The organism is uncultured Kocuria sp. (genome assembly GCF_947500125.1).
Taxonomy (GTDB): Bacteria; Actinomycetota; Actinomycetes; order Actinomycetales; family Micrococcaceae; genus Kocuria.
The window spans coordinates 83,183-108,406 of sequence record NZ_CANMRA010000007.1; the positions used below are offsets into that span (position 1 = coordinate 83,183).

General features: G+C 75.1%; 21 protein-coding genes. 14 read left to right on the forward strand and 7 right to left on the reverse strand.

Features of this window, described 5'->3' with window-relative positions:
• Positions 1-6: 6 nt before the first annotated feature.
• The gene (locus tag Q0817_RS06845) at positions 7-2,868 is read right to left on the reverse strand and encodes an FAD-binding and (Fe-S)-binding domain-containing protein (protein WP_298585413.1); all 2,862 of its coding nucleotides are present in this window, start codon (positions 2,866-2,868) and stop codon (positions 7-9) included.
• 182 nt (positions 2,869-3,050) lie between these two features.
• Between Q0817_RS06845 and Q0817_RS06850 the strand changes: the two genes are divergently transcribed.
• Both Q0817_RS06850 and Q0817_RS06855 read left to right on the forward strand, forming a co-directional pair.
• Positions 3,051-3,209 carry a hypothetical protein gene (locus Q0817_RS06850; RefSeq protein WP_298585414.1) on the forward strand — a complete coding sequence of 53 codons (159 nt, stop codon included), beginning with the start codon at positions 3,051-3,053 and terminating at the stop codon, positions 3,207-3,209.
• Positions 3,206-3,823 (forward strand): alpha/beta hydrolase, encoded by a 618-nt coding sequence (locus tag Q0817_RS06855; protein WP_298585415.1) that lies wholly within the window; start codon positions 3,206-3,208, stop codon positions 3,821-3,823. The genes Q0817_RS06850 and Q0817_RS06855 overlap by 4 nt, the downstream gene beginning before the upstream one ends.
• Here the strand turns inward: Q0817_RS06855 and Q0817_RS06860 are convergent.
• Together Q0817_RS06860 and Q0817_RS06865 are read right to left on the reverse strand one after the other, a co-directional pair.
• Complete coding sequence (locus Q0817_RS06860) at positions 3,813-4,727, reverse strand: metallophosphoesterase (RefSeq protein WP_298585477.1); 915 nt, start codon at positions 4,725-4,727, stop codon at positions 3,813-3,815. The two genes, Q0817_RS06855 and Q0817_RS06860, sit on opposite strands and share 11 nt — an antisense overlap.
• Positions 4,728-4,750: 23 nt before the next feature.
• Complete coding sequence (locus Q0817_RS06865; RefSeq protein WP_298585416.1) at positions 4,751-6,907, reverse strand: transglycosylase domain-containing protein; 2,157 nt, start codon at positions 6,905-6,907, stop codon at positions 4,751-4,753.
• 91 nt (positions 6,908-6,998) lie between these two features.
• On the opposite strand from Q0817_RS06865, the gene Q0817_RS06870 reads away from it, so the two are divergent.
• From Q0817_RS06870 to Q0817_RS06880, 3 genes are read left to right on the forward strand one after another with little or no spacing between them, the layout of a single operon-like run.
• Positions 6,999-7,193, forward strand: a complete 195-nt coding sequence (locus Q0817_RS06870) for a hypothetical protein (protein ID WP_031282517.1) — start codon at positions 6,999-7,001, stop codon at positions 7,191-7,193.
• 41 nt (positions 7,194-7,234) lie between these two features.
• On the forward strand, positions 7,235-7,720 hold the full coding sequence (locus Q0817_RS06875; RefSeq protein WP_298585417.1) for a RidA family protein: 486 nt from the start codon (positions 7,235-7,237) through the stop codon (positions 7,718-7,720).
• Entirely contained in the window at positions 7,704-8,630 is a 927-nt protein-coding gene (locus Q0817_RS06880; RefSeq protein WP_298585418.1) for an NUDIX hydrolase, read from the forward strand. Before Q0817_RS06875 ends, Q0817_RS06880 begins: the two co-directional genes overlap by 17 nt.
• Before the next feature lie 132 nt (positions 8,631-8,762).
• Here Q0817_RS06880 and Q0817_RS06885 read toward each other — a convergent pair whose 3' ends face one another.
• Positions 8,763-9,440: a Crp/Fnr family transcriptional regulator gene (locus tag Q0817_RS06885; RefSeq protein ID WP_298585419.1), complete on the reverse strand. Its 678-nt coding sequence runs from the start codon at positions 9,438-9,440 to the stop codon at positions 8,763-8,765.
• A gap of 254 nt (positions 9,441-9,694) precedes the next feature.
• Between Q0817_RS06885 and Q0817_RS06890 the strand changes: the two genes are divergently transcribed.
• Entirely contained in the window at positions 9,695-10,858 is a 1,164-nt protein-coding gene (locus Q0817_RS06890; RefSeq protein ID WP_298585420.1) for a MarP family serine protease, read from the forward strand.
• Between the two features lie 4 nt (positions 10,859-10,862).
• On the opposite strand, the gene aroQ is transcribed toward Q0817_RS06890, so the two are convergent.
• On the reverse strand, positions 10,863-11,312 hold the full coding sequence (gene aroQ / locus Q0817_RS06895; protein WP_298585421.1) for a type II 3-dehydroquinate dehydratase: 450 nt from the start codon (positions 11,310-11,312) through the stop codon (positions 10,863-10,865).
• Between the two features lie 108 nt (positions 11,313-11,420).
• Positions 11,421-13,370, reverse strand: coding sequence for an acetate--CoA ligase (gene acs / locus Q0817_RS06900; RefSeq protein ID WP_298585422.1), 1,950 nt, complete (start codon positions 13,368-13,370; stop codon positions 11,421-11,423).
• Positions 13,371-13,544: 174 nt separating this feature from the next.
• On the opposite strand from acs, the gene nth reads away from it, so the two are divergent.
• The 3 genes from nth to Q0817_RS06915 all read left to right on the forward strand — a co-directional run bounded on the left by nth (position 13,545) and on the right by Q0817_RS06915 (position 19,029).
• Positions 13,545-14,420 carry an endonuclease III gene (gene nth / locus Q0817_RS06905; protein ID WP_298585423.1) on the forward strand — a complete coding sequence of 292 codons (876 nt, stop codon included), beginning with the start codon at positions 13,545-13,547 and terminating at the stop codon, positions 14,418-14,420.
• 86 nt (positions 14,421-14,506) lie between these two features.
• Complete coding sequence (locus Q0817_RS06910) at positions 14,507-15,196, forward strand: CoA pyrophosphatase (protein WP_298585478.1); 690 nt, start codon at positions 14,507-14,509, stop codon at positions 15,194-15,196.
• A 128-nt stretch (positions 15,197-15,324) separates the two neighbouring features.
• A complete protein-coding gene (locus Q0817_RS06915) occupies positions 15,325-19,029 on the forward strand; it encodes a helix-turn-helix domain-containing protein (protein ID WP_298585424.1) in 3,705 nt (1,234 codons plus the stop codon).
• A gap of 54 nt (positions 19,030-19,083) precedes the next feature.
• On the opposite strand, the gene Q0817_RS06920 is transcribed toward Q0817_RS06915, so the two are convergent.
• On the reverse strand, positions 19,084-20,832 hold the full coding sequence (locus tag Q0817_RS06920; RefSeq protein WP_298585425.1) for a bifunctional 3'-5' exonuclease/DNA polymerase: 1,749 nt from the start codon (positions 20,830-20,832) through the stop codon (positions 19,084-19,086).
• 143 nt (positions 20,833-20,975) lie between these two features.
• Between Q0817_RS06920 and ssd the strand changes: the two genes are divergently transcribed.
• The 5 genes from ssd (at position 20,976) to Q0817_RS06945 (ending at position 25,157) form a co-directional block, all read left to right on the forward strand.
• Entirely contained in the window at positions 20,976-22,082 is a 1,107-nt protein-coding gene (gene ssd / locus Q0817_RS06925) for a septum site-determining protein Ssd (protein WP_298585426.1), read from the forward strand.
• Positions 22,079-23,284: a TadA family conjugal transfer-associated ATPase gene (locus Q0817_RS06930; protein ID WP_298585427.1), complete on the forward strand. Its 1,206-nt coding sequence runs from the start codon at positions 22,079-22,081 to the stop codon at positions 23,282-23,284. Before ssd ends, Q0817_RS06930 begins: the two co-directional genes overlap by 4 nt.
• Entirely contained in the window at positions 23,281-24,045 is a 765-nt protein-coding gene (locus tag Q0817_RS06935; RefSeq protein ID WP_298585428.1) for a type II secretion system F family protein, read from the forward strand. Before Q0817_RS06930 ends, Q0817_RS06935 begins: the two co-directional genes overlap by 4 nt.
• The gene (locus Q0817_RS06940) at positions 24,042-24,608 is read left to right on the forward strand and encodes a type II secretion system F family protein (protein WP_298585429.1); all 567 of its coding nucleotides are present in this window, start codon (positions 24,042-24,044) and stop codon (positions 24,606-24,608) included. Before Q0817_RS06935 ends, Q0817_RS06940 begins: the two co-directional genes overlap by 4 nt.
• A 255-nt stretch (positions 24,609-24,863) precedes the next feature.
• Complete coding sequence (locus tag Q0817_RS06945; RefSeq protein WP_298585430.1) at positions 24,864-25,157, forward strand: DUF4244 domain-containing protein; 294 nt, start codon at positions 24,864-24,866, stop codon at positions 25,155-25,157.
• Positions 25,158-25,224 lie beyond the last annotated feature (67 nt).

Genomic DNA, 25,224 nt, shown 5'->3' on the forward strand with positions numbered 1-25,224 from the left:
GGCGGGTCAGCGGGTCGCCTCCTCCAGGTGCTCGAGCACGTGCCGGTACGGGTGCCCGGTGGCCTCCGTCATGCCCTGCTCGCACGTGCGGTTGAGCGACGCGTAGGCGTCGAAGCGGCGCCCGGTGACCTCACGGGCCTCGGCCGCGGTGGCCGAGGCCGTGAACTCGGGGTGCAGCATGCCGCGGTCCCCGGCGTAGGCGCAGCAGCCCCAGGACTGGGGCACGACCACGTCGCCGCTGATCGCCCGGGCGAGCGTCTCGAAGGCGCCCGTGATGCCCAGGTGCACGCTCGAGCACGTGGGGTGCAGCGCGATCGACCCGATCGGCCGGCTCACCACGAGCCGCTCCAGGACCCGGTCGGCCACGAACTCCACCGCGTCCACGAACCGCAGCGCGTGGTACGCGCTGGACGCCGCCGCCAGCTCGGCCATGGTCTCCAGGCCCTCGGTGCAGGACGCGGCGTCGCACACGACCGGCAGCTCCCCCTGGCGGGTCGCTTCCCACAGGCCGGCCAGCGTGCGCTCCGACATCGTGGCGTACCCGGTGGGCAGGCCCTTGGACTTCCACGGCGTCCCGCAGCACAGGTTCCCGATGCCCTCGGGGACGGTGACGTGCACCCCCGCGCGGTCGCACAGCGCCAGGAACGCCTCGGAGGCGGTCAGGGCCTCGCCGTCCCCGGACCGGGCGGCCGTGCCGAACATCGAGTTGATGCACGCCGGGAAGAACACGGCCTCCGCGGCCGCGTCCTGCCGGTGCGGCCGGGGCGGGCCGCCCGCGGGCAGTTCCTCCTTGTACTGCGGCACGTGCTCGGCGCCCAGCACGGCCCGGGCCGCGGCGGTCGCGGTGGCCGGCAGCGCGGTGGGCAGGGCCTTCGCGGCGGTCAGGCCGAGCCCCGCGCCCGTCGTCGTCGCCCCCCACGCCCTTGCGGCGGCGCCCCAGCCGGCGTCCGCGACCCGGCTGTGGTCCTCGGCGCGCAGTCGGCGCACGAGGTCCCCGGTGTTGATGAGCACGGGGCAGGCCGTCACGCACATCCCGTCCACGGCGCACGTCTGCAGGCCCTCGTAGTCGTACTCGGCGCGCAGCCGGGCGGCGAGCGCCGCGTCCCCGCGCTCCTCGGCGGCCGCGATCTCCCGCCGGCCCACGATGCGCTGCCGCGGGGTGAGGGTGAGGTCCTTCGAGGGGCAGACCGGCTCGCAGTAGCCGCACTCCACGCAGCGGTCCACCTCCTGCTCGACCGTGGGCGCGGTCTTGAGGTCCCGCACGTAGACCGTGGGGTCCTCGTTGAGCAGCACGCCCGGGTTCAGCAGCGCGCCCGGGTCCACGAGCCGCTTGAGCGCCACCATGACGTCGTAGAGCTCGTCCCCGTACTGCCGGCGCACGAACGGCGCCATGTTGCGCCCGGTGCCGTGCTCGGCCTTGAGCGAGCCGTGGTGGTCGAGCACCAGGGCGACCATGTCCTCGGTGAAGCGCTCGTAGCGGGCCAGCAGGTCCGGGCGGTCGAACTGCTCGTTGAGCATGAAGTGCACGTTGCCGTCCTTGGCGTGCCCGAAGATCACGGAGTCCCGGTAGCCGTGGGCGTCGAAGAGCGCCGTGAGCTGCTCGCAGGTCTCGCCGAGCTCCGCGACGGGGACGACGACGTCCTCGAGCAGCGCGTTGGACCCGCTCGGCCGGGCCCCCGCCACGGTGGTGTAGAGGCCCTTGCGCACGGTCCACAGCGCGGCGCGGGCCGCGGGGTCGTCCGTCAGCGCGGGCGGCGCCGCGAGGTCCAGGGTGCGGAACAGCTCGGCGGCGCCCGCGGAGAGCTCCTGCTCCTCCTCGGGCGTGCGGCCCTGGTACTCCACGAGCAGCGCGGCGTGGTCGTGGACGTCGACGTCCAGGATCTGCGCCGGGGCCAGGCCCGTGCGCTGGGAGACCCTCAGGGACGTGGCGTCGAGCAGCTCGACCGTGGCCGAGCGGGCCGCCACCAGGGCGGGGACGGTCCGGGTGGCCGCGGCCAGGTCCGGGAAGACCAGCAGCCCGGTGGAGGCGAAGGGCAGGATCTCCACCGTCCGGAAGACCGCCTCGGCCACGAAGCCCAGGGTGCCCTCGCTGCCGATCAGCAGGTGCTCGAGGATCCGCGCCGGCTCGTCGTGGTCCAGGAAGGAGTTGAGGCCGTAGCCCATGGTGTTCTTCATCGAGAACTGCCGCTGGATCGTGCGCACCGACGCCGGGTCCCCGCGCACCCGGTCCCGCAGCCGCAGCAGGCCCTCGTGCAGACCGGGCTCGAGCTCCCGCAGCCGCCGGTCGGCGTCCGGGTCCGCGGTGTCCACCCGGGTCCCGGAGGGCAGGACGAACACCATGGACTCGAGCGTCCGGTACGTGTTGGCCTCGGTCCCGCACGCCATGCCCGACGAGTTGTTGGCCACCACCCCGCCGATCGTGCACGCGGCCTCGCTCGCCGGGTCCGGCCCCAGCTTGTGCCGGTACGGGGCCAGCCGGGCGTTGACCTGCCGCACCGTGGCCCCCGGCTGGACACGCACCCGCCGGCCGCCGTCCAGCACCTCGATCCCCCGGAAGTTCCGCCGGACGTCGACCAGCACCTGGTCCGTCACGGACTGCCCGGACAGGGACGTCCCGCCGGAGCGGAAGGTCAGCCCCAGGCCGTGGCGGGCGACCGCGCGGAAGAGGTTGCCCATGTCCGCGGCCGAGCGCGGGCGCACCACGGCGACGGGCTGCAGCAGGTAGTGCGAGGCGTCGTGCGCCAGCGCGCGGTGCTCGAGCTCCGAGGTCACCACCGCGTCGCGGCCGCACCAGGTCCGGAGGTCCTCCAGCAGAGCCGCGGGAACCGGGGCGGGGTCGGGGGAGCGGTGCGTGCCGGGGGCGGTCATGGGGTCTCCTGAGTGGGAGTCGGGGCAGCCGGTGTGGTCCATGCCACAGCTTATGGTATGACCACAGGGTCGTGCGCGGGCCGGCCCGGACCCGTGCGGGGGGATTGTGGGCGGCGCCGTTTTGGGGGAGGCTCGGGCCACGGGCCCGAGGGCCCGCGAGCCGACCCCTGGAGGAGACCACCATGGACCCCATCTGCCCGTCCTGCGGCGGACCCCTGCGCCAGATCCCCGAGGACCAGTGGCCCGAGGGAGGACCCGTGCCCGAGGGCACCGTCGAGATGTACCTGTGCGAGAAGACCAACCACCGGATCATCGTGGCGGTCCCCGAGATCTCCGGGTGAGCGACCCGGCGCCGGACGTCCGGCGGGTCGTGGTGGTGCACGGCTACGACGCCGCCCCGGACCAGCACTGGTTCCCGTGGCTGCGCGACCGGCTCACCGCCGACGGCGTGCGGACGGTCGTCGTGGAGCTCCCGGAGCCGTCCTTCCCGGAGGCCGGCGCGTGGCAGACCGCCCTGGCCCGGGCGGTGGGCGAACCGGACCGGCACACCCACCTGGTCGGTCACAGCCTGGGCTGCATCACGGTCCTGCGCCACCTCGCCGGCCTGCCCCGGCCCTGGACGCTGGGCGGGCTGGTGCTCGTGGCGGGCTTCACGGGGCCGCTCGGGAGCGTGCCGCTCCTGGACGAGTTCCTCGCCGAGGACGTCGACGTCTCCGCGGTGCGCGCGAACGCCCGGCGCCGGCTGGTGCTGCGCTCCGACGACGACCCGACCGTGCCGCCGGCCGCCACCGAGGCCCTCGCCGAGCGCCTCGACGCCCCGGTGCGGGTGGTGCCCGGGGCCGGGCACTTCTGCGGCTCGGACGGCGTCACCCGCCTGCCCGCCGTGCTCGACGCCCTGGTGCCCCGCGGCGGCACCGGTGCGCGAGCGGCGGCCGGGCGCCCGCTCAGTCCGTGAGCGTCAGCAGCACGGCCTCCGGCGGGCAGAACAGCCGGATCGGCGCGAAGCGGGATGTCCCCAGGCCCGCCGAGACGTTGACCGGCACCCCACCCTGGGTGATGAGCCCCTTGCAGCGCTCCGGCTCGAGGTCGCAGTTGCTGACCAGCGCGCGCCCGCCCGGGAGGCAGACCTGCCCGCCGTGGGTGTGCCCCGCCAGCACGAGCTGCGCGCCGTCCTCGGCGAAGCGGTCCAGGGTCCGCAGGTAGGGGGCGTGGGCCACCCCGAGGCGCAGGTCCGCCGTGGCGGGATCGCCGAAGCCGGGGTGCCGGTCGTAGCCCAGGTGCGGGTCGTCCACCCCGGAGAGGTCCAGGGTCAGGCCCGCGACCTCCATCCGGGCGGAGCGGTTGATCAGCGGCGTCCAGCCGGCGGCGTCGAACGCGTCGTGCATGTCCTGGGTGGGCAGCCGGGGCGCCTCGTCCCGCCCCTCCCCGGAGGTGTCCCGCCACAGGTAGCGGAACGGGTTCTTGGGCCGCGGCGCGAAGTAGCAGTTGGACCCCGGGACGTAGGCCCCGGGGAAGCGCAGCAGCGGCTCCAGGATCTCCAGCAGCCACGGCAGGGCCTCGGGGTGGGAGAGGTTGTCCCCGGTGTCCACCACGAGGTCCGGCTCCAGCGCCGCGAGCGAGTGCACGAACTCCCGCACCGCGCGCTGGCCCGGCCAGACGTGCAGGTCCGACAGGTGCAGGATCCGCAGCGGCGCGCTGCCCTCGGGCAGCAGCCGGAGCCGTTCCGTGCGCAGCTGGAAGCGGCGGCGCTCGACGACGACGCCCCACGCGCCGAGGCCCGCCGCCGCCACCGCACCGGCCGCCGTCACGGCGGCGGCGGTCCGCACGGCGGGCGCGACGGTGCCCCCGGGGGTGTGCACGAGATCCATTCCGGGCGCCGGGCTCAGCCGGGCCGCGAGGTGCCGTTGCGGCCCTCGAGCACGTCGTCGTCGGGCTCCTCGAACTCGTCCGTGTCGTAGTCCCGCGCCACCTCGCGCATGAACCGCTGCCACTGGCCGCCGGCGTAGGTGGAGCCGTCCACCCAGTCGTCGCCGGTGGTGCGCTCGCCGCCGATGGACAGCCCGTTCAGGGAGCGGGAGCCGAACTCGTAGTTGCCCACCCACGAGGCGGTGGCCAGGCCCTGGGTGTAGCCGACCATCCAGGTCTGGGTCGAGTTGTCCGTGGTGCCCGTCTTGGCCGCGGAGGCGCCCGGCAGGCCGATCTCCCGCTGCCAGCCCGAGCCGCGGATCAGGGTCTGGTTGAGCGCGAAGTTCACGCCGTCGGCCACGTCCTCGCTGATGACGCGCTCGCAGGACGTCTCGGGGATGTCGTACTCCTTGCCCGTGTAGTCCACGACCCGCTCGAGGGCGCGCGGCTCGCACATCTCGCCGCGGTTGGCGAACGCGGAGTAGGCCCGGGCCATGGTCATGGGGGAGATGTCCACGGAGCCGCCCAGCAGGGACGAGAGGACCGTGGTGTCCACGGGCTCGCCGTTCTTGCCGTTGACGATGCCCAGCGACTCGGAGATCTCCCCGATGTCGCACAGGTCGAGGTCCTCCGCCATCGCGTAGATCGCGGTGTTGATCGAGTTGTACAGGCCGAAGTCGGCCTCCATCTCCCGGGTGTAGCCGGGCTCGGCGTTCTGGATCTCGAACCCGTCGTTGTTCCGGCCGGGCTCGATCTTGTACCCGCGCTCGAGGCAGGACGCCTCCCACCGGTGGTCGGCGGGCCACTTCGTCTGAGAGGCGTCGATCTCGTCCTCGGCGCCGTTGCCGGCGTCGAGCCACGCGGCGTAGGTCAGCGGCTTGTAGGTCGAGCCGACCTGGAAGCCGCCGGCCCCGCCCATCCAGGAGTCCACGTTGAAGTTGTACGTGGTGTTGGAGTCGCCCTCCGCGGTGGAGTAGTAGGTGTTCTGCGCCATCGCCACGATGTCCCCGTTGGAGGGCTCGAGGGACACGAGCGCGGTGGAGACGTTGTCCGGGTTGTCGTCCCGCGGCTGGGTCTCGTTGACCGACTCCTCGGCCGCGCGCTGGGCCTCGATGTCGAGCGTGGTGGTGATGGTGAGCCCGCCGAGCTGGAGGGTCTTGAGCCGCTCCTCGGGGGTCTCGCCGAAGGCCGAGTCCTGGAGGATGGAGTTCTCCACGTAGTCGCAGAAGTACGGGGCGATCTCGGCGGCCGTGCACCCGGAGTTCGTGGGGTTGAGGTCCACCTCGATGGGCTCGGCGGCCGCGGCCGCGTGCTCCTCCTGGGTGATCGCGCCGGTGGTCAGCATCGTGTCCAGCACGATGTTGCGCCGTTCCGTGGCGGCCTCCGGGTTGGCGGCGGGGTCGTAGTAGTTGGGGGACTGCACCATCCCGGCCAGCACGGCGGACTGGGAGACGCTCAGCTCGGACGCGGGGATGCCCCAGTAGTACTGGGCGGCCGCCTCCACGCCGTAGTTCTGCCCGCCGAAGAGCACCATGTTGAGGTAGCCCTCGAGGATCTGGTCCTTGCTCAGCTCCTGCTCCATGGACAGGGCGAGCTTGATCTCCTTGATCTTGTCCGTGTAGCCCTTGTCGGCGCCGATGGTGGTGGCCTCCTCGCCGGCCCGGACCTGGGAGTCGATGAGCAGGTTGTTCACGTACTGCTGCGTGATGGTCGAGGCTCCCTGGCGGGCATCCGGACGGATGATGTTGTTGCCCAGGGCGCGCAGGATGCCGCCGAGGTCCACACCGCCGTGCTCGTAGAAGTCGCGGTCCTCGATCGCGAGGATCGCGGCCTCCATGTGCGGGGAGATCTCGTCCAGGCCCACGGGGGTGCGGTTCTGCGCGTAGAACGTGGCGATCTCCGTCCCGTCCCGGGACACCACGGTGGAGGCGCGCGACATCGGCCCCGCCTCCATCTGGGCCGGGAGGTCCTTGAACCACCCGATGGAGGCATTCGCGGCGAGGCCCGTGGCGGCTGCGGGGGGGACCAGGAGACCGGCGGCCACGATGCCGGCAACGATGCTCGTGGCGATGAACGCCACGATGTTGCCCAGGGCCGACGGTGCCTGCGCGGCGGGGTTCTTGCGGGAAGCCATTGGGACAGTCTACAAGTGCGAACCTGGTCGCGACCGGTGTGCCACCCGTCACGGCGGAGCGCGTCCCGGCGTTCGTGGCTACGCTGGGGCCATGACTACCTGGGAATACGCCACCGTGCCGCTCATGATCCACGCGACCAAGCAGATCCTCGACAACTGGGGCGACGACGGGTGGGAGCTCGTCACCGTGCTGCCCGGCTCCACCCCCGCCGACGTCCCGGCGGGCAACGTGAACGCGCCCGTCCAGACCAACCCCATCGCCTACTTCAAGCGCCCCAAGGGCTGACGGCCGGACGCCGCCGCCCCCGAGAACCCCGGAGGACTTCCATGCGCAACGGCTCCGCCGTCGAATCCCGCATCGCCGAGCTCGGCCTCGAGCTCCCGGCCGTCGCGGCCCCCGTGGCCGCCTACGTGCCCGCCGTGGTCACCGGCTCGTGGGTGCACACCTCGGGCCAGCTGCCCTTCGTGGAGGGGCAGCTGCCCGCCACCGGGAAGGTGTCCGCCTCCGGGGCCGCGGGCACCGTCTCCCCCGAGGAGGCCCACGAGCTCGCGGCCCGCGCCGCCCTCAACGCCGTGGCCGCGGTCAAGGAGGCCGTCGGGGACCTGGACCGGGTGGTCCGGGTCGTCAAGGTCGTCGGCTTCGTCGCCTCCGACCCGGGCTTCACCGGCCAGCCCGGCGTGATCAACGGCGCCTCCGAGCTGCTGGGCCGCATCTTCGGCGACGCGGGCGTGCACGCCCGCTCGGCGGTGGGCGTCGCGGTCCTGCCGCTCGACGCGCCGGTCGAGGTGGAGCTCGTTGCCGAGTTCCGCTGAGCCGCCGGTCCCGTCCCCGCGGACGGGCCGCCCGCCGGCCGTGCGCTGGTTCGAGATCCCTGAGGGCCAGCGCGAGGCCGCGCAGGCGTGGCTCGAGCGCGGCGCGGGCATTCCGGGCAGCGCCCCGTCACCCGCCGCCGCGGTGGTGTTCGTGCGGGACGGCGACCACGGCGTGGAGACCTATCTCACCTACCGGCCCGGCAACTCCCCGCTGGGCACCGTCGGGTTCCCCGGCGGCACCCTCGAGCCCCACGACGACGACCCCCTCGACTGGACGGGCCCCAGCCCCTCGGACTGGGCGCGCAGGATCGGCGCCGAGGGCGACCTCGGCCGGGCGCGGCGCGCCGTGGTCGCCGCGGTCCGCAAGGCGTTCGAGGAGGCCGGCGTCCTGCTCGCCGGCGCGGACGCGATGAGCACCGTCGAATCGGTGGAGGGCGCCGAGTGGATGCGCTCCCGGGAGGCGCTCGCGCTGGGGGACGTGTCCCTCGCCCAGGTCCTGGGACGGCGCCGCCTCGTGCTGCGCTCCGACCTGCTCAAGCCCCTCGCCCACTGGGTCACCTCCGACTTCGCCCACCGCCGGTACGACATCCACTACTTCACCGCGGTCGTCCCCGACGGGCAGGCCCCGTCGGTGCTGGAGTCCAAGGGCGTCTGGGGCCGGTGGGTGGACGCCGCGCAGGCCGTGGCCGACCCGCAGGGCAGCTGGCTCGGGGACCACGTGGGGCAGCAGGACACCGTGGGCCGCACGATCGACGACCTCTCCTCGCCGGGCGTCCAGTGCGTGCTCGAGTCCGTCGCCGAGTGCTCGTCGGCGATCGCCTTCCTCGCCAAGAAGCGGGCCGTGGTGGCCCGCAACCCGGTGCTCGAGGTGCGCGAGGGCCGGCCCGTGCTGCGCCTCGACCTGTCCTGAGCCGCCCCGGCCGCGGAGCTTCGGAGCAGGTGCTGGGCCCCGGGGCAGATGCGGGACCGCCGCGCCCGGACGGGGCACGGCAACGGCCCGGTCACCCGCGAGGGCGACCGGACCGTTGCGGTGGGGCAGGGGTCAGCGGCTGCGCTGCTTGAGCCGCTGCAGGTCCAGGATCACCACGGCGCGCGCCTCGAGCCGGATCCAGCCGCGCTGGACGAACTCGGCCAGCGCCTTGTTCACGGTCTCGCGGGAGGCGCCGACGAGCTGCGCCAGCTCCTCCTGGGTCAGCTCGTGCGCCACGAGGATGCCGTCCGTGGCGGGCCGGCCGAACCGGTCGGCCAGGTCCAGGAGCGCCTTGGCCACGCGGCCGGGCACGTCGGAGAAGACCAGATCGGCGAGGCTCTCGTTGGTGCGCCGCAGCCGGCGGGCCAGGGCCTGCAGCAGCTGCGCGGAGACGTCGGGGGAGCGCTCGATGACCTTCTTGAGGTTCTCGTGCTTGAGCCCGGCCATGCGCGTCTCGGACACGGCGGTCGCGGACGTGGACCGCGGGCTCGGGTCGAACAGGGCCATCTCGCCGAACAGCTCGCCCGGGCCCATGATCGCCACGAGGCTCTCGCGGCCGTCCGGGGCGGTGCGGCCGAGCTTGATCTTGCCCGAGATGATGAAGTAGAGCTGGTCACCCGGATCGCCCTCGTGGAACAGCGTGGAGCCGCGCGAGAGGTCGACCTCGGTGAGCTCCTCGGTGAGGGCGGCGAACGCCTGGTCGTCCAGGGACGCGAACAGGGGAGCGCGGCGGAGGACGTCGATATCCATGGTTCTCCTCAAGATGTGCCGCCGCCGGGCTGTGGCCCGCGGCGGCCGATGTCAGCGGGAGTCGCTCGCACCTGTGTGTGAGCGACCTAACGTACCTGACGTTCACTGTAGTGTCTCCGGCGCGCGATTCCCAAGGACGGGCGTGGCGGGCCGGGGTGCGGCGACAGGAACGCCCCACGAATCTCACAGCCGCGCTCCCTATGCTGGGGCTCGCTCCCCGGCTGCCGGCCCCACAGAACTCGCAGAGGAACCCGATGTCTCCGTCCTTCAACCTGCTCGACGTCCTGCTGGCCGTGGTGCTGCTGGGCTACCTCTTCTACGGGTTCAGCCGCGGCTTCTTCAACTCCCTGTTCTCCCTGGCCGGGCTCGTGCTCGGCGGCGTGGCGGCGTTCTCGGCCGCCCCGTGGGTCAGCGCGCAGGTGGACCCGCAGTACCGGGTGGGCGCCGTGCTCGTCACCGTGATCGTCCTGCTCGTGGTGGGTCAGATGCTGGGCGGGCTGGTGGGGCGCGCCCTGTCGGCGGTGACCGAGCGGATGCGCCTGGGCGCGCTCAACCGGATCGCGGGGGCGGCCCTCGACGTCGCCGTCGCCGCGCTCGTGCTCTCGCTGCTCGGCTCGCTCGTCGGCCAGCTGGGCATCCCCACCCTCTCCCAGCAGGTGGCGTCCTCCACGGTGCTGCGCACGATCGACGAGCACACCCCCGGGCCCGTGCGCGAGGCCGTGACCGAGGCGCGGGACGCCGTGGGCGGCGCCACCGGGATCCGTCAGCTGGACGCCCTGCTGTTCCCCGCCGAGGAGGCCCCCGACGAGAGCGTGAGCACGCCCGCCCTCCAGGAGGCCGGGCAGTCCGTGGTGCAGGTCTACGGCATGGCGGTGGAGTGCCGCCAGAACCAGACGGGCTCGGGCTTCGTGACCGCGGCCGGGCAGGTGGTGACCAACGCCCACGTGGTCGCCGGGGTGGGCGAGCCGGTGGTGCAGACCCGGGACGGCCAGGTGCACTCCGCCGACGTGGTGCACTACGACCCGGCCACCGACCTCGCCGTCCTCTCCGCGCCGTCCCTGCCGCTGGGCGCCCTGGCGCTCGGGGAGGACCCCGCGGCCGGGGACCTCGTCGCCTTCATGGGCTACCCGCTGGGCGGGCCGTTCGCCGCCGGGCCCGCCACCGTGCAGGGCACGGCCCTCGCGCCCGTGCAGGGGACGGGCGGGACCATGGAGATCATCCAGCTGGCCGGACAGGTCCAGCAGGGCAACTCCGGGGGGCCGCTCGTGGCGCAGGACGGCTCCGTCGTCGGCGTCGTCTTCGCCAAGGCCCTCGAGGGGCAGGTCGGCTACGCCCTGACCCTGGACGAGCTGCGCGGGGCGCTCGACGCCACCGGCGGCAGCACCCGAGCCGTGGACTCCGGCTCCTGCGCGGCCTGAGGAGCTAGCCCTCCAGGGTCCGCAGCAGGTGCTCGACGGCCATCTCGTAGCTGAAGGCGCCCGCCCCGGCGATGACGGCGTCGGCCTGCAGGGACACGTAGGAGGTGTGCCGGAACGACTCGCGCCGGTGCACGTTGGACAGGTGCACCTCGACCACGGGCAGCTCCGCGGCCTCGAGCGCGTCGTGGATCGCGATCGAGTAGTGGGTGAACGCCGCGGGGTTGATGATGATCGCCGCGCCCTCGGTGCGGGCCTCCTGGATCCTGTCCACCAGGACGCCCTCGTGGTTGGACTGGTGGAACTCGACGTCCCACCCGCCCGCGGCGGCCCGGGCGCGCACGGCCTCCTCGATGTCCGCGAGCGTCGTGGTGCCGTACACCTCCGGGCGCCGGGTGCCGAGCAGGTTGAGGTTGGGGCCGTTGAGGACGTAGATCGGTCTGCGCGTGGTGGTCATGCCCGCATCCTCTCATCCACGGACCGCGCCGGCCCGGGATCCCCGGACGCCGCAGCGCCCCCTCGCGCGGCAGGGGCGAGGGGGCGCTGCGGAGCTACAGGGCGCGGACTACTTGGCGAGCGAGTCCACGATCTGCTGCATCACGGTCTGGTCCGCGAGGGTCGAGACGTCGCCGACCTCGCGGTCCTCCGCCACGTCCTTGAGCAGCCGGCGCATGATCTTCCCGGACCGGGTCTTGGGCAGCTCGGGAACGATGAGCACCTTCTTGGGCTTGGCGATCGGGGAGATCTCCTTGCCCACGTGCCCGCGCATCTCCTCGGCCAGCTCGGTCTTGTCCCGGCCCTCGGCCTCGGCCTGGTCGGAGAGGATGACGAACGCGATCACGGCCTGGCCGGTGGTCTCGTCCGTGGCGCCCACCACCGCGGCCTCGGCCACGGACGGGTGGGAGACCAGGGCGGACTCGATCTCCGGGGTGGAGAGGCGGTGGCCGGAGACGTTCATGACGTCGTCGACACGGCCGAGGATCCACACGTCACCGTCGGCGTCGCGCTTGGCCCCGTCGCCGGCGAAGTACATCTCGCCGAAGCGGGACCAGTACGTGTCCACGTAGCGGTCGTCGTCGCCCCAGATGGTGCGCAGCATCGCGGGCCACGGCTCGCGCAGCACGAGGAAGCCGGAGGTCTCGTTCGGCACGGGCTGCCCGCTGTCGTCCACGACGTCGACCTTGATGCCGGGCATCGGCACCTGGGCGGAGCCCGGCTTGGCGACCGTCACGCCCGGCAGCTGGGAGATCATGATGGCGCCGGTCTCGGTCTGCCACCACGTGTCGACGATCGGGCAGCGGCCACCGCCGATGACCCGGTGGAACCAGGTCCACGCCTCGGGGTTGATGGCCTCCCCCACGGTGCCGAGCACCCGCAGGGACGAGAGGTCGTACTCCGCCGGGATCTCCTCGCCCCACTTCATCATGGTGCGGATCGCGGTGGGGGAGGTGTACATGATCGACACCCTGTACTTCTGCACGATCTCCCAGAACCGGCCGCGGTGCGGGGAGTCCGGCGTGCCCTCGTAGATCACCTGGGTGGAGCCGTTGACCAGCGGCGCGTAGGCGACGTAGGAGTGGCCGGTGACCCACCCGACGTCGGCGGTGCACCAGTAGACGTCCGTCTCCGGCTTGAGGTCGAACACGTACTTGTGCGTGAACGCGCCCTGGGTGAGGTAGCCGCCCGTGGTGTGCATGATGCCCTTGGGCTTGCCGGTGGTCCCGGAGGTGTAGAGGATGAACAGCGGGTCCTCGGCGGCCTGCTCGGACGGGGTGTGCTCCGCGGAGGCGGCCTCCACGGCCTCGTGCCACCACACGTCCCGGCCCTCGGTCATCTCGATGTCGGCCTCGTTGCGGCGGACCACGAGCACGTGCTCCACGGTGGAGCCGCCGCGGGACAGGGCGTCGTCCACGGCCGGCTTGAGCATGGAGGGCTTGCCGCGGCGGAAGGTCCCGTCCGCGGTGACCACGAGCTTCGCCTCGCCGTCCTCGACGCGCGAGAGCAGCGCGTCCGCGGAGAACCCGCCGAAGACCACGGAGTGGATAGCGCCGATGCGGGCGCAGGCCAGCATCGCGATGACCGCCTCGGCGATCATCGGCAGGTACAGGGCCACACGGTCGCCCTTGGCCACGCCGAGGCTCTCCATGGCGTTGGCGGCCTTGGACACCTCGTCCTGGAGCTGGGCGTAGGTGTAGCTGCGGCTGTCGCCGGGCTCGCCCTCGAAGTGGATGGCCACCCGGTCCCCGTTGCCGGCCTCCACGTGGCGGTCCACGGCGTTGTAGCACGCGTTGAGGGTGCCGTCCTGGAACCACTTCGCGAACGGGGGGTTCGTCCAGTCGAGGACCTCGGTGAACTCCTTGTTCCAGGTCAGCAGCTCCCGCGCCTGGCGGCCCCAGAAGTCGACACCCTCCTCCTCCGCCTGCTGGTAGAGCTCCGCGGTGGCATTGGCCTGTGCCGCGAACTCGGGGCTCGGGGCAAAGGTCTTGGTCTCGACAGGCGTGGTCTCTGAAGCCATGTGGTCTTCCCTTCTCGTGGCACACCGCGCACGGACCCCCGATGGCACCGGACGTCCGTGTCACAGCTCACATAGTGTCGATTTCACCCTAGACGATCGGTGCACCCGGTTCCACAGAGGCCACGCCGCGCCGAGTCACGGAAGCGCTCCGTGCGCGCCGCCTAGAATCGGGGCATGGTCCCACCCGCTGTGCCCCGCCCGCCCGCCCACCTGCGCGTCGTGGACCCCGCGAAGGCGCGCGCCGGCGCCGCGCGCCGCCGCCGGACGGGCGCCCCGGAGTCCCCGCTGGCGCGCAAGCGGCGGGCCCGCCGGATCAACGCGGTGCTCGCCGAGGCGTACCCGTACGCGGTCGCCGAGCTGGACTTCCGCTCCCCGTACGAGCTGCTCGTGGCCACGGTGCTCTCCGCCCAGACGACGGACGTGCGCGTGAACGCGACGACGCCGCGCCTGTTCGCCGCCTGCCCCACGCCGCGGGCGCTGGCCGAGGCGGACGAGGCGGAGGTCCAGGAGATCATCCGCCCGCTCGGCTTCTACCGGGCCAAGACCCGGGCGATCCGGACGCTGGCGCAGAAGATCGTGGACGACCACGACGGCGAGGTGCCCGGGCGGTTGGAGGACCTCGTCACCCTGCCCGGGGTAGGCCGCAAGACCGCCAACGTGGTGCTCGGCAACGCCTTCGGGATCCCCGGGCTCACCGTGGACACCCACTTCGGCCGGCTCGCCCGCCGCTTCGGCTGGACGGAGGAGGAGGACCCGGTCAAGGTCGAGCGGGACGTCGCCGCGCTGTTCGAGCCCCGCGACTGGACCGACCTGTCCCAGCGGCTCGTCTACCACGGGCGGCGCATCTGCCACTCCCGGCGTCCCGCGTGCGGCGTGTGCCCCGTCGCGGACCTGTGCCCGTCCTACGGCGAGGGACCCAAGGACACCGCCCAGGCGGCGGCGCTGCTCAAGTACGAGTTCGCCCCCGGCCGGGAGGAGCTGCTGGAGCTGTTCCTGGCCGGGCGGACCCGGGCCCAGCTGCAGGCCGACGGATGGCCCCTGAGCTCGTGAGCGGCACCGACCGGCGAGGAGGACGCACCATGGGCGACGCCTACCAGGACCTGCTGCGGGTGGCCCGCCGCGGCCGGCAGCTGCGGATGGAGGACCGGGAGCCGTGGCGGATCGGGCAGATCGACGAGAACTACCGCCGCTCCGCCGTGCTCATCCTCTTCGGAGCGCTCGACGACCTGCCCTCGCGCGCCACCGAGGACACGGAGGGGGTGGGCCGGGACCTCGACGTCCTGCTCGTCCAGCGGGCCGCCACGCTGCGCTCCCACCCCGGTCAGGTCGCCTTCCCAGGCGGCCGGCTGGACCCCGAGGACGGGGACCTGCACGAGGTGCTGTCCGTGCCCGGGGGAGAGGTCAGCGCCGCCCACGTGCGCGCCGCCGTCCGCGAGGCCGAGGAGGAGACCGGGCTGGACCCGCGCGGCGTGGAGGTGCTCGGCGCCCTCGCCCCGGTGCCGCTGCCCGTCTCCAACCACCTCGTCACCCCGGTGCTGGGCTGGTGGCGGGACGTCTCCCCGGTGGACGTCGTGGACCACGCCGAGTCCTCCCTGGTGTTCCGCGTCCCCGTGCTGGACCTCGTCGACCCGGCCAACCGGCACTCCGCGACCGTCACGCGCGGACGGCAGACCTACCGCTCGCCCGCCTTCACGGTCCCCGTGGCCGGCACCGCGTCCACCGTGACCGTCTGGGGGTTCACCGGCGTGCTCCTGGACCGGGTCCTCACGGCGCTCGGCTGGGCCGTGCCCTGGGACGCCGGCCGGGTCCGGCCCGCTCCGCTCTAGCACGCACCGGGGGCATGTCCAGCTCCACGAGGGCATGACGCCTCCCGGGCGCAACATTGCCGGCGCGGAGGCAAGCCGACTTACGATGCCAGGGTCCCCCGTGCCCACGACCCCCCAGGAGGCTCCCGGTGGCCTCGTCCCGACCCGGCGCCGAACGGCCCCGGCTCGCCGAGCAGCTCAGCGCGGCGCGCCGCCGCCGCGGCCTGTCGGTGCGTGCGCTCGCCGCCTCGTGCGGTCTTCCCGCCAGCACCATCCAGGGCTGGCTCAGCGGGGCGCACCTGCCCGGGCCCGCCCTGCGCGGGGAGTTCACGGCGCTGCTGGACGCCCTCGGGCTGACCGGCGAGCGCCCGGCGGAGCTGTGGTGGGAGGACGTCAACCGCTCCCGCACGCCCGTCCGGCCGGACTCCACCCCGTACGTGGGCCTGCGCTCCTACCGCCCCGAGGACGAGGCGCACTTCTTCGGCCGGGCCGCGGAGGTCGCCGTGCTCGGCGAGCGGGTGGCCCGGCTCGCGGGCGCCGGCGGGCCCCGCATCCTGGCCGTCGTCGGCGCCTCCGGGGCCGGCAAGTCCTCGCTGCTGGGCGCGGGGCTGCTCGGGCGGCTGCGGGCCGAGGGCGGTCCCCTGCACGGGTGGAGCGCCGTGGCCACCACCCCGGGCCTCGACCCGGTGCGCCGGCTCGAGGAGGCCGTCGGCGCGGCTCCGGACCTGCTCGTCGTCGACCAGCTGGAGGAGCTCTGGACGGGCGCCCGGGACGCCGAGGACCCCGGGCGGTTCCTGGACCGGCTCGCCGCGGCGAGCCGGGACCGGGTGGTGGTGGTCGGCCTGCGGGCGGACTTCTTCGGCACCGCCAGCCGGCACGCCGAGCTGCGCGCCGCCCTGGAGCGTCCGCTGCTGCTCGGCGCGCTGACCCGGGAGCAGCTGCAGCAGATCGTCGAGGGGCCCGCCGCGGCGGTCGGCGCCCGCGTCTCCCCGGACCTGGTCGAGGTGGTCCTGCGGGACGTCGCCCCCCGCGGCACGGAGGTCGGCGTGGGCCTGCTGCCGCTGCTCTCCCAGGCGATGCTCGGGACCTGGGAGCACGCCCGCGCCCGGGAGCTCACGGTGGCCGACTACCACGCGGCGGGGGGCATCACGGAGGCCGTGGAGCGCCGCGCCGAGGAGGTGCACGCCCGGCTGGGACCGCGCGAGCGGGAGGTGGCCCGCGCGGTGTTCCTGCGGCTGGTGCGCGTGGTCGGCACCGGGACCTCCGCGACCGTCGTGCGCACCCCGGTGCTGCGGGAGGAGCTGCCGGAGGGCGGGGCGGCCGTGGTCGAGGACTTCGCCCGCGCCCGGCTGCTGACCATCGACCGGGACGAGATCCAGCTCAGCCACGAGTCCCTGCTGGACCACTGGTCCCGGCTCAGCCGCTGGATCGAGGACAGCCGACGCGACCTCTACGTCCGTCAGCAGCTGCAGCGCGCCACCCACATGTGGCTCGCCAACGACCGCGACCCCCTCGCGCTGATCCCGCTGGGCCAGCTCGCCTCCTTCCGGGACTGGACCGGGGACCCGCGCCAGCAGGCGCTGCTGAGCCCGGCCGAGCGCGAGTACCTGGAGGAGAGCGAACGCCACTACGAGGACGCCCTGGAGCGGCAGAAGCGCAGCGCCCGGGAGATCGAGCGGCGCGGCCACGTGGCCCTCGTCCTGCTCGCCCTGGCGGTCTGCGCGGCCGTGGTGGCCGGCGCCCTGGGCGTCCGGGCCGAGCGCTTCCAGACCGTCGCGGAGACCGCCCGCGACGAGGCGCTCTCCCGCCAGACCGCGCTCGAGGCCTCCCGGATCCGGGGCGAGTCGCCCAACCTGGCCTCGCAGCTGAGCCTCGCGGCCTACCGGATGGCCCCGACCCGGGAGGGCACCTCCGCCCTGATCGACGCCACCGCGGTGAACGCCCCGGAGCGGTGGCTCGGCCCGGACGGCGCGTCCCGGCTCGCGGCGCTGGACGACGGCTCCGTGGTCGCGCGCGCCGCCGGGGACGGCCGGTTGTCGGTGTGGCGGGACTTCGAGAGCCTGGTCGAGGACCGGGAGGACCTCGCGGTCGTCGACGGCGGACCCGGCCTGGCCGACGTCGACCTCGTCGAGCGGGAGGGCCGCGTCCTCGCGGCGACCGGCGGTGAGGGGCACGTCAGCCTGTGGGACGTCACGGACCGTCCCGCGCAGCGCCTGGCCGTTCCCGGAGTGGGCGCCGGGACGCCGGTCAACGCGGTGGAGTTCTCGCCCGACGGGCGTCAGCTGCTGGCCGGTGGGAAGGGAGAGGTGCTGCGCTGGTCGCTCGAGGACCTGCGCTCCCCGGAGGCGCTGCCGCGGCTGCCGCTGGGGGAGGACGTCGACGTCCTGACCCTCGCCACGGCCGCCGATGGCACCGTCTACGTCGGCGGGGGCACGACGGGCATCACGCGGTACGCCACGGACGGCCGGCGCGCGGAACGGCTCGACACGGTCCCCACCAGCCGGATCGTCCGGTCCCTCGCCCTCGACAACGACGGCGCCCGCCTCGCCGTGGGGCTCAGCGCGCGCGAGCTGCGGCTCTACGACGTCGAGGGCGAGCGGCTGACCGAGGCCGGCACCGTCACGGACTTCGGCAGCTGGATCAGCGACGTCAGCTTCTCCCCGGACGGTGAGCAGCTCGTGGCCGCCAGCTTCGACCAGAACGCCTACGTGCACCGGCTCCCCGACCTGGCCCGCGTCGAAGTGCTCCCCACCGCCGCGCGGGTGACCGGGGCGCTGCGGGTGGGCGATCGGCTGCTCACCGCCTCCCAGGACGGCACCACCCGTGCGTGGGACCTCGAGGGCCCGGTGATCCACCGGCGCGGCGATCCGGTGTACCAGCTCTCCACCGACCGTGACAGCACGGTCCTCAGCGCCGTGGGCATCGGCGACGGTGTCATCTCCCTCTTCGACCTCACCCAGGACGCCCCCCGCCGTCTGCCCTCCCCGGAGGCCCCGCCCGGGGAGGCCCTCTGGTACGCCGGGGCCGTGGCGCCCGACGCCTCGTTCGTGGCCGGCGGCACCGAGGACGGGGAGCTCCTCGTCTGGCCCCTCGACGACGGGCGCCCGCAGCAGCCGGCGCAGGCCGAGGCCCTCGACGTCGGCATCACGGGCGCCGACGTCACGGCCGACGGCTCCACGATCGCGGCGTGGTCGGAGGTCGGCAGCGAGATCGCCCTGCTGGAACGCGGCACCGAGGAGGTCCGGCGCGTGGCCACGATCCCGGTGGGCGGGACGGAGGCGGCGCGGTTCAACGCCTCCGGCACGCTCTTTGCCGCGGAGGATGACGCCAAGCACGTGGAGCTCTGGGACGTCTCCGACCCCGCCGCGCCCCGGCGGACCGCAGAGCTCACCCTCGACTCGGTCGCCACCTCGGCCGTGTTCTCCCCGGTGGCGGACATCCTGGCGGTGGGGACGGAGGGCGGCCGGGTGCGCCTCTGGGACGTGGCCGACCCGTCCGCTCCCCACCCTCTGGGCGAGACCTCGGACGCCCTGTCCTCGGTCAAGGGACTGCAGTTCTCCCCGGACGGCACCCTGTTGGCCGGCGCCTCCGGCGACAAGTTCGTGTGGATGTGGAAGGTCGGCGCCGCGGACCTGGAGGTCCACGCCGCCCTGTCCGCCTCCGGGGACCGGATGAACGACGTGCGCTTCGTCGGGGACCGGCTGGTCGCCACCGGCGACGACGGCGTGGTGCGCAGCTGGTTCGTCGAAGCGGAGGACGCGGTGGCCGAGGTCTGCTCGACCCGCGGCGACCCCATCACCGAGGACGAATGGCGCCGGCACGTGACGGGCGCCCCCTACCGGGACCTGTGCTGAGTCCTGTGCTCGGTCCTGTGCTCGGTCCTGTGCTGAGTCCTGTGCCGGGGCGGCTCACTTGGCGTCCGCGTAGGACTCCACGACGGCCACGCTGACGGGGAACTCCACCGGGATCCGCCCGAACACCAGCCGGGCCGCCCGCTCGGCGCAGCCGCGGACCAGCTCGGCGGCGCGCTCGGCGTCCTCCCGCGCGCAGTGCAGCACGACCTCGTCGTGCAGGAAGAACACGAGCTCCGCGTCGACGCCCTCCTGCCGCAGCGCCGAGCGGATGGCGCCCATCCAGCACACGGCCCACTCGGCCGCCGTGCCCTGGACCACGAAGTTGCGGGTGAAGCGGCCCTGGCCGCGGGCCATCGCCCCGGCGCGCCGCTCGGCCTCCGCGGTGGCGGTGTCCCGCTGCGCCGCGTCCCACGCCGGGCCCGGCAGGGGAGACCAGCGGCCCAGGTGCGTGCACACCTGCCCGCCCGTCTCGCCCACCCGGGCGGCCCGCTCCACGTAGTCCACGGCGCGGGGGAACATCCGGGCGAGGTGCGGCATGAGCCGGCCCGACTGGCCGGTGGTGGCCCCGTACATCGCGCCCAGCATGGCCACCTTCGCCTGCGGGCGCTCGGTCAGCTCCGAACCCCGCTCCTCGCCGAGGTCCGCGATGGCCTGGTACAGGTCCCGGCCGCGGGACGCGGCGGCCAGGGCGTCGTCGTGGGCCAGCGCCGCCAGGACCCGCGGCTCGAGCTGCGCCGCGTCGGCCACCACGAGCACGCGCCCCGGGTCCGCCCGCACGGCGTCCCGCACCACGTGCGGGATCTGCAGGGCGCCCCCGCCGCGGGCCGACCAGCGGCCGGTGACCACCCCGCCCACCACGTACTCGGGGCGGAAGCGGCCGTCCCGCACCCACGTGGCCAGCCAGTGCCACCCGTTGGCGCTGAGCAGCCGCGCCTGCTTCTTGTGCTCCAGGACGGGCTCGATCAGCGCCTGGCGCTGCGCGGCCAGGCCGGGCACGGCCCGCGCCCACTCGACGAGCTCCCACTGCCGGGTGCTCGTCACATCGATCCCCGCCGCCCGCATCGCCTTGAGCAGCTCCTGCGGGGAGTCCGGGTTCAGGCCGGGGGCGTGCAGGGTCTCCCGCAGCCGGGCCACGGTCTCCTCCATCCGCGGGGGTCGCTCCCCGGGCGCCGGCTCGGGGCCCAGCGCGTCCTCCAGCAGGGCCCGGTGGACGTCCTCGCGCCAGGGCACCCCGGCGTGCTGCATCTCCGCGGCGATCAGCGCGCCCTGGGACTCCGCGGCGAGCAGCAGGGTCAGCCGGCGGGGGTCCACGGCGCCCGCCACCGCGGCGAGCTGGGCGCGCAGCTCGCCGGCCAGCGCCGTCACGTCGGGGCCCGCGGCGCGGGGCAGGTCGAACAGGCTCGACTGGTCCTCGGACGGGGACGGCGGCGGGAGCAGCCCGGGCGCCTCGTCGGCGGGCAGCGGCGCCAGCACCGGCTCGTAGGGCAGCGGGTCCTCGGCGCCGGACCCGTGGGCGGTGGCGGCCGTGGCCAGGATCGCCTGGCACAGCCGCAGGTCGTGGCAGCGCTCCACCCGGGCGCCGGCGGCCAGCAGCTGTGGGTAGACCGCGCCCGTGCGCTCCCAGGTCCAGCGCGGCGGGGTGGACCCGTCCCGCCGGGCGGTCTCCTCGCGGTCGGCGACGAACGCGGCCAGCTCCCCGGCGGGCACGTCGATCCCGGGCCCGTCCGGGGCGCCGGCTCCCGTCAGGACCTGGACCCGGTGCCCGCTCCGGCCCTCCTGCGCTGGTCCCACCACGATGTGCATCCGCCCATTGTCCTGCACGGGTCCGTCACGCTAGGCCGGTGCCCGGACTGCACACGCCACCGGGCCCGCCGGACCCCCGTCTGCCGTCCACAGCGGCGCCCCGGCCGGGACGGACCGGTCCCGTCCGCCCCGACAGTGGGGCCATGAGCACCGCCGCCCACCTCCCCGTCCCGGCCCCTGCGCTGCCCGCCCCCGCCGCCCGGGCGCGCACCGTGCGGCTCGTCAGCGACGACGCCGGGCTGCGCGCCACGGTCGAGCGCATCTGCGCCGCCGCCGGCGCCGACCTGCTGGCCGACCCGCCCGGTGCGGCGTCACAGGGCGCCGCACCGGGCACCGGCGCGGACACCGACCTCGTGGACGTGCGCCACGCCGTGCGGGGCCGGGTCCGGCCGGGCACGGTGCTCGTGGGCCGGCCCGAGGACCCGGGGATCTGGGACCGTGCGGCCGACCTCGGCGGCTGCGCCGTGGCCGTGCTGCCGGACGCCGCCGGGTGGCTCGCCGACCTGCTCACCGCCGGATCCGGCGGCCCGGGCGGCTCGGGCGGTCCGGGTGGCACGGGACGGGTGCTGGGCGTGCTCGGCGCCGTGGGCGGGGCCGGCACCTCCACGCTGGCGTGCTGGCTCGCCGACCGCGCCGCGCGCGAGGACCGGCCGGCCGTGCTCGTGGACGGGGACCGCGCGGGCTGCGGCATCGACGTCCTGCTGGGCCTCGAGGACCAGGACGGTCTGCGCTGGCCGGACCTGCTCCGGATCGCCGGGACGGTGCACGCCGAGCAGCTGTGGCCGGCCATGGCCCGGACGGGGCCGCTGCGCTGGCTCTCCTGGGACCGTTCCCTGCCGGACGGAGCCGCCGCGCCGTACGCCGCCGTGCTCGAGGCGCTGCGCCGGGCGGCGGCCCTCGTCGTCGTGGACCTGGGCCGGGCGGGGCCGGGCGCGGCCGACACAGCGGCCCTGTGCGACGAGGTCCTCGTGCTCATGCCCCGGACGGTGCGCGGCGTGCTGGCCGCGCGGTGGGCCGCGGGCCTCCTGGCGGGCGCCACGACCCGTCTGGTGCCGGCCGGGCTCAACGTGGCCGACGTCGACGACGCCCTCGCCGCGGCCACGACCGGGCTGCCCGTCGCGGGCGCCCTGCGCTTCTCCGGCGCGGTGCCGGAGGCCGCCGAGACGGGCCGCCTGCTCGAGGCGGGCCGCTCGCGCCGGCTCGCCCGGGACGTGGCGGGCCTGCTCGAGGCCGTCGGGGCGTCCCGGTGAGCGCCGCGCTCCCCGGCCGGCAGCCCGTCCTGCCGGGCGCCCTGCTGGACGACGTGCGGGACCGGCTGCTGTCCGCCCCCGGGCCGGTCACGGACGCCGACATCGCCGAGGCCGTGCACGCGAGCGGCCGGGTGCTCGGGGCCGCCGGCACCCTGCGCGCGGTGCAGGCCGTGCGCGCCGAGCTGACCGGCCTCGGCCCCCTCGAGCCGCTGCTGCCGCACCGGGGGCTCACCGACGTCTACGTCAACGGGCCCGAGCAGGTGTGGCTCGAGACCGAGTCCGGGGTGCGCCGGGTCCCGTCCCCCTTCGGCACCGACGCCGAGGTGCGCGCCCTGGCCGTGCGCCTCGTCACCGCCGCGGGACGGCGCCTCGACGCCGCCCACCCGTGCGTGGACGTCCAGACGGCCGCCGGCTACCGGGTGCACGCCGTGCTCCCGCCGATCTCCACGGGCGGGACCCTGCTCTCCGTCCGCTTCCGCAGCACGAGGACCCTGTCCCTGCCGGACCTCGTGGACGCGGGGACCGTCCACCCCGGCACCGCCGAGCTGCTGGTGGGCGCCGTGCGCTCGGGCGCGAACTTCCTGGTCAGCGGCGCCACCGGGGCGGGGAAGACGACCGTCCTCAACGCTCTGCTCTCCTGCGCCCCGGAGCACGAGCGGATCGTGCTCGTCGAGGACGCCGCCGAGCTGCGGCCCGAGCACCCCCACGTGGTCGGTCTCCAGGCGCGCCACGCCAACGCCGAGGGCGCGGGCGGCATCGACCTGGCGGAGCTCGTCCGGCAGGCCCTGCGGATGCGGCCCGACCGGCTCGTGGTGGGGGAGTGCCGCGGCGCCGAGGTCCGCGAGCTGTTCACGGCCCTGAACACCGGCCACGCCGGGGCGGGCACCGTGCACGCCAATTCTGCCGAGGCAGTCCCCGCCCGGCTCTCGGCGCTCGGCGCCCTGGCCGGGATGAGCCGGGACGCCGTCACGCTGCAGGCCGCGAGCGCCCTGGACCTGGTCGTCCACGTGGCCCGAGGGGGCGGGCGCCGCGAGGTGCGGGCCGTGTCCCTGCTCGAGGACCGCGCCGGTGCCCTCGTCGCGGTGCCCGCGGCGGTCCGGGGTCACGACGGAGTGCGTCGTGGTCCCGGCTGGGACGGGCTGTGCGCCCTGCTCGACCGCGCGCCCGCCACCGGCGAGGAACCCGCGGGGCGACGGCCGTGAGCGCTGCCCCGGCCCTTCAGCTGGCCCTCTGCCTGTGCCTCGCCGGGGGCACGGCGGTGCTCCTCGCGGGGCCGGTCCACCGCGTCCGATCGGTCGCGCGGGCCGGCGCCGGCGCGGTCCCCGCGGCGCCGTGGTGGTCCCGGTTCGGCCGGGACGCCGCGGCGGAGGCCGCCGAGTGGATCGCGCTGCTGCGCCGGCTGGCGGCACTGCTGCAGGCGGGCCGGTCCCCGGCGGCCGCCTTCGAGGGAGCCGGCCCCGCCGGGGGCCGGAGTCCCCGCACGGGCACGGGCCGGCACATCGAGCTGCTGTGCACGTCCGTGGCGGCCGCCGCCCGGCTGGGGCTGGGCGTCTCGACCGCCCTGGCGGGGGTGCCGGCCCCGGAGCTCGGCCACCGTCCGCTGGAGCGGCAAGCCGTCGCCACCACGGCCGAGCTCTCCCTGTGCTGGGAGGTCTCCGAGCGCACCGGCGCGCCTCTCGCCGCTCTGCTCGGCGGCCTCGCCGACGCCCTCGAGGCGGAGCTGGACGCCGAGGCGGCACGCGGCACCGCGCTGGCCGGTCCCCGCTCCACCGTCCGGATCCTGACCTGGCTCCCGGTCCTCGGGATCGGGCTGGGCATGCTCATGGGCGTCGACCCCCTGCGCACGCTCCTCACCACGCCGTGGGGACTGACCGCCCTCGTGGCCGGGGCCGTGCTCACGGCTCTCGGACGGGTGTGGACGCGCACGCTGATCGGCCGCGCCGAGGCGGTGGGGGCGCGATGACCGACCTCACCGCAGCCGCCGCCGGGCTGCTCCTGCTGGCCGCCGCGGTGCTGGCCGGCCTCCCGTCCCGCGCCAGACTCCGGGGGACGCCCCGCCCGGCCGCGGTCCGCCGACGCCCGCCCGGAGCCCACGTCTCCGCGGGGGTCCTCGTGGAGCTCACCGCCGCCATGCTGGACGCCGGTCTGCCGCTCGGGGAGGCCGTGGCCGTGCTGGGCGGGAGCCGCAAGGACGACACCGGGGCCGCCCTGGAAGGGGTGGGCTCCCGGTTGCGGCTGGGGCTCCCGTGGCACACGGCGTGGGCCTCGGCGGGAGAGCTGCCGGCGCACCTGGCCGACTACCGCGAGGCGCTCACGTTCACCGCGACCTCCGGGGCGCCCTCGGCCCGGAGCCTGCGCTCGCAGGCCGCCCAGGTCCGGCGGGCGGCCTACCGGCGGGCGGAGCGGGCCGCGGAGTCGCTGTCCGTCCAGCTCGTCCTGCCGCTGGGACTGTGCTCCCTGCCGGCCTTCGTCTGCTGGGGCGTCCTGCCGGTCGTGCTGGGACTCGTCCCCGAGGTGTTCGGATGACGCCCCGCGCCCAGAGCCGCGGGCCCCCGCGCCCGGTCCGCCCCGCACCGGATCCCCGCCCCGCCCGCCGGGGCGCGGACCGGCGCCCCGGTGCCGCGCCGTCCGTGCGCCGCCGCCGGACCGTACCGCGCGTCCTGCACCCGCTCGTCAGGTGCCTCCCGTCCCGTCCGGCTCGTCCGGTACAGCCCGTCCAGCACCTGTCCGTGCTGCATCTGCTCGTCCTGCATCTGCTCGTCCTGCACCGAAAGGAACGTCATGTCCCAGCACCAGATCGCACCGTCCCGTCCCGCCCGGAAGCGCCGCAGCCTCCCGGGGCTCGACCCGGGAGCCCTCACCGGGGGCCGCACCGCCGCGCCGTCCGCCCGCGGGACCACCAGGCCCCGTCCGCTCGCCCGGACCGGGGACGCGGACCTCGGCGCCACCACCGTGGAGTACGCCATGGTGGTGCTCGCCGCCGCGGCCTTCGGCGGCGTCATGGCCGCGGTGCTGTCCTCCGGCCAGGTGCGCGAGCTCCTGACCGCGATCATCGAGAAGGCGCTCGGCGTCTGAGCGTCCGCCCCTCGCAGGGGTCCGTGGCGCCCTCCCCGGCGCCACGGGCCCCTGCGGGTGCTCGCCG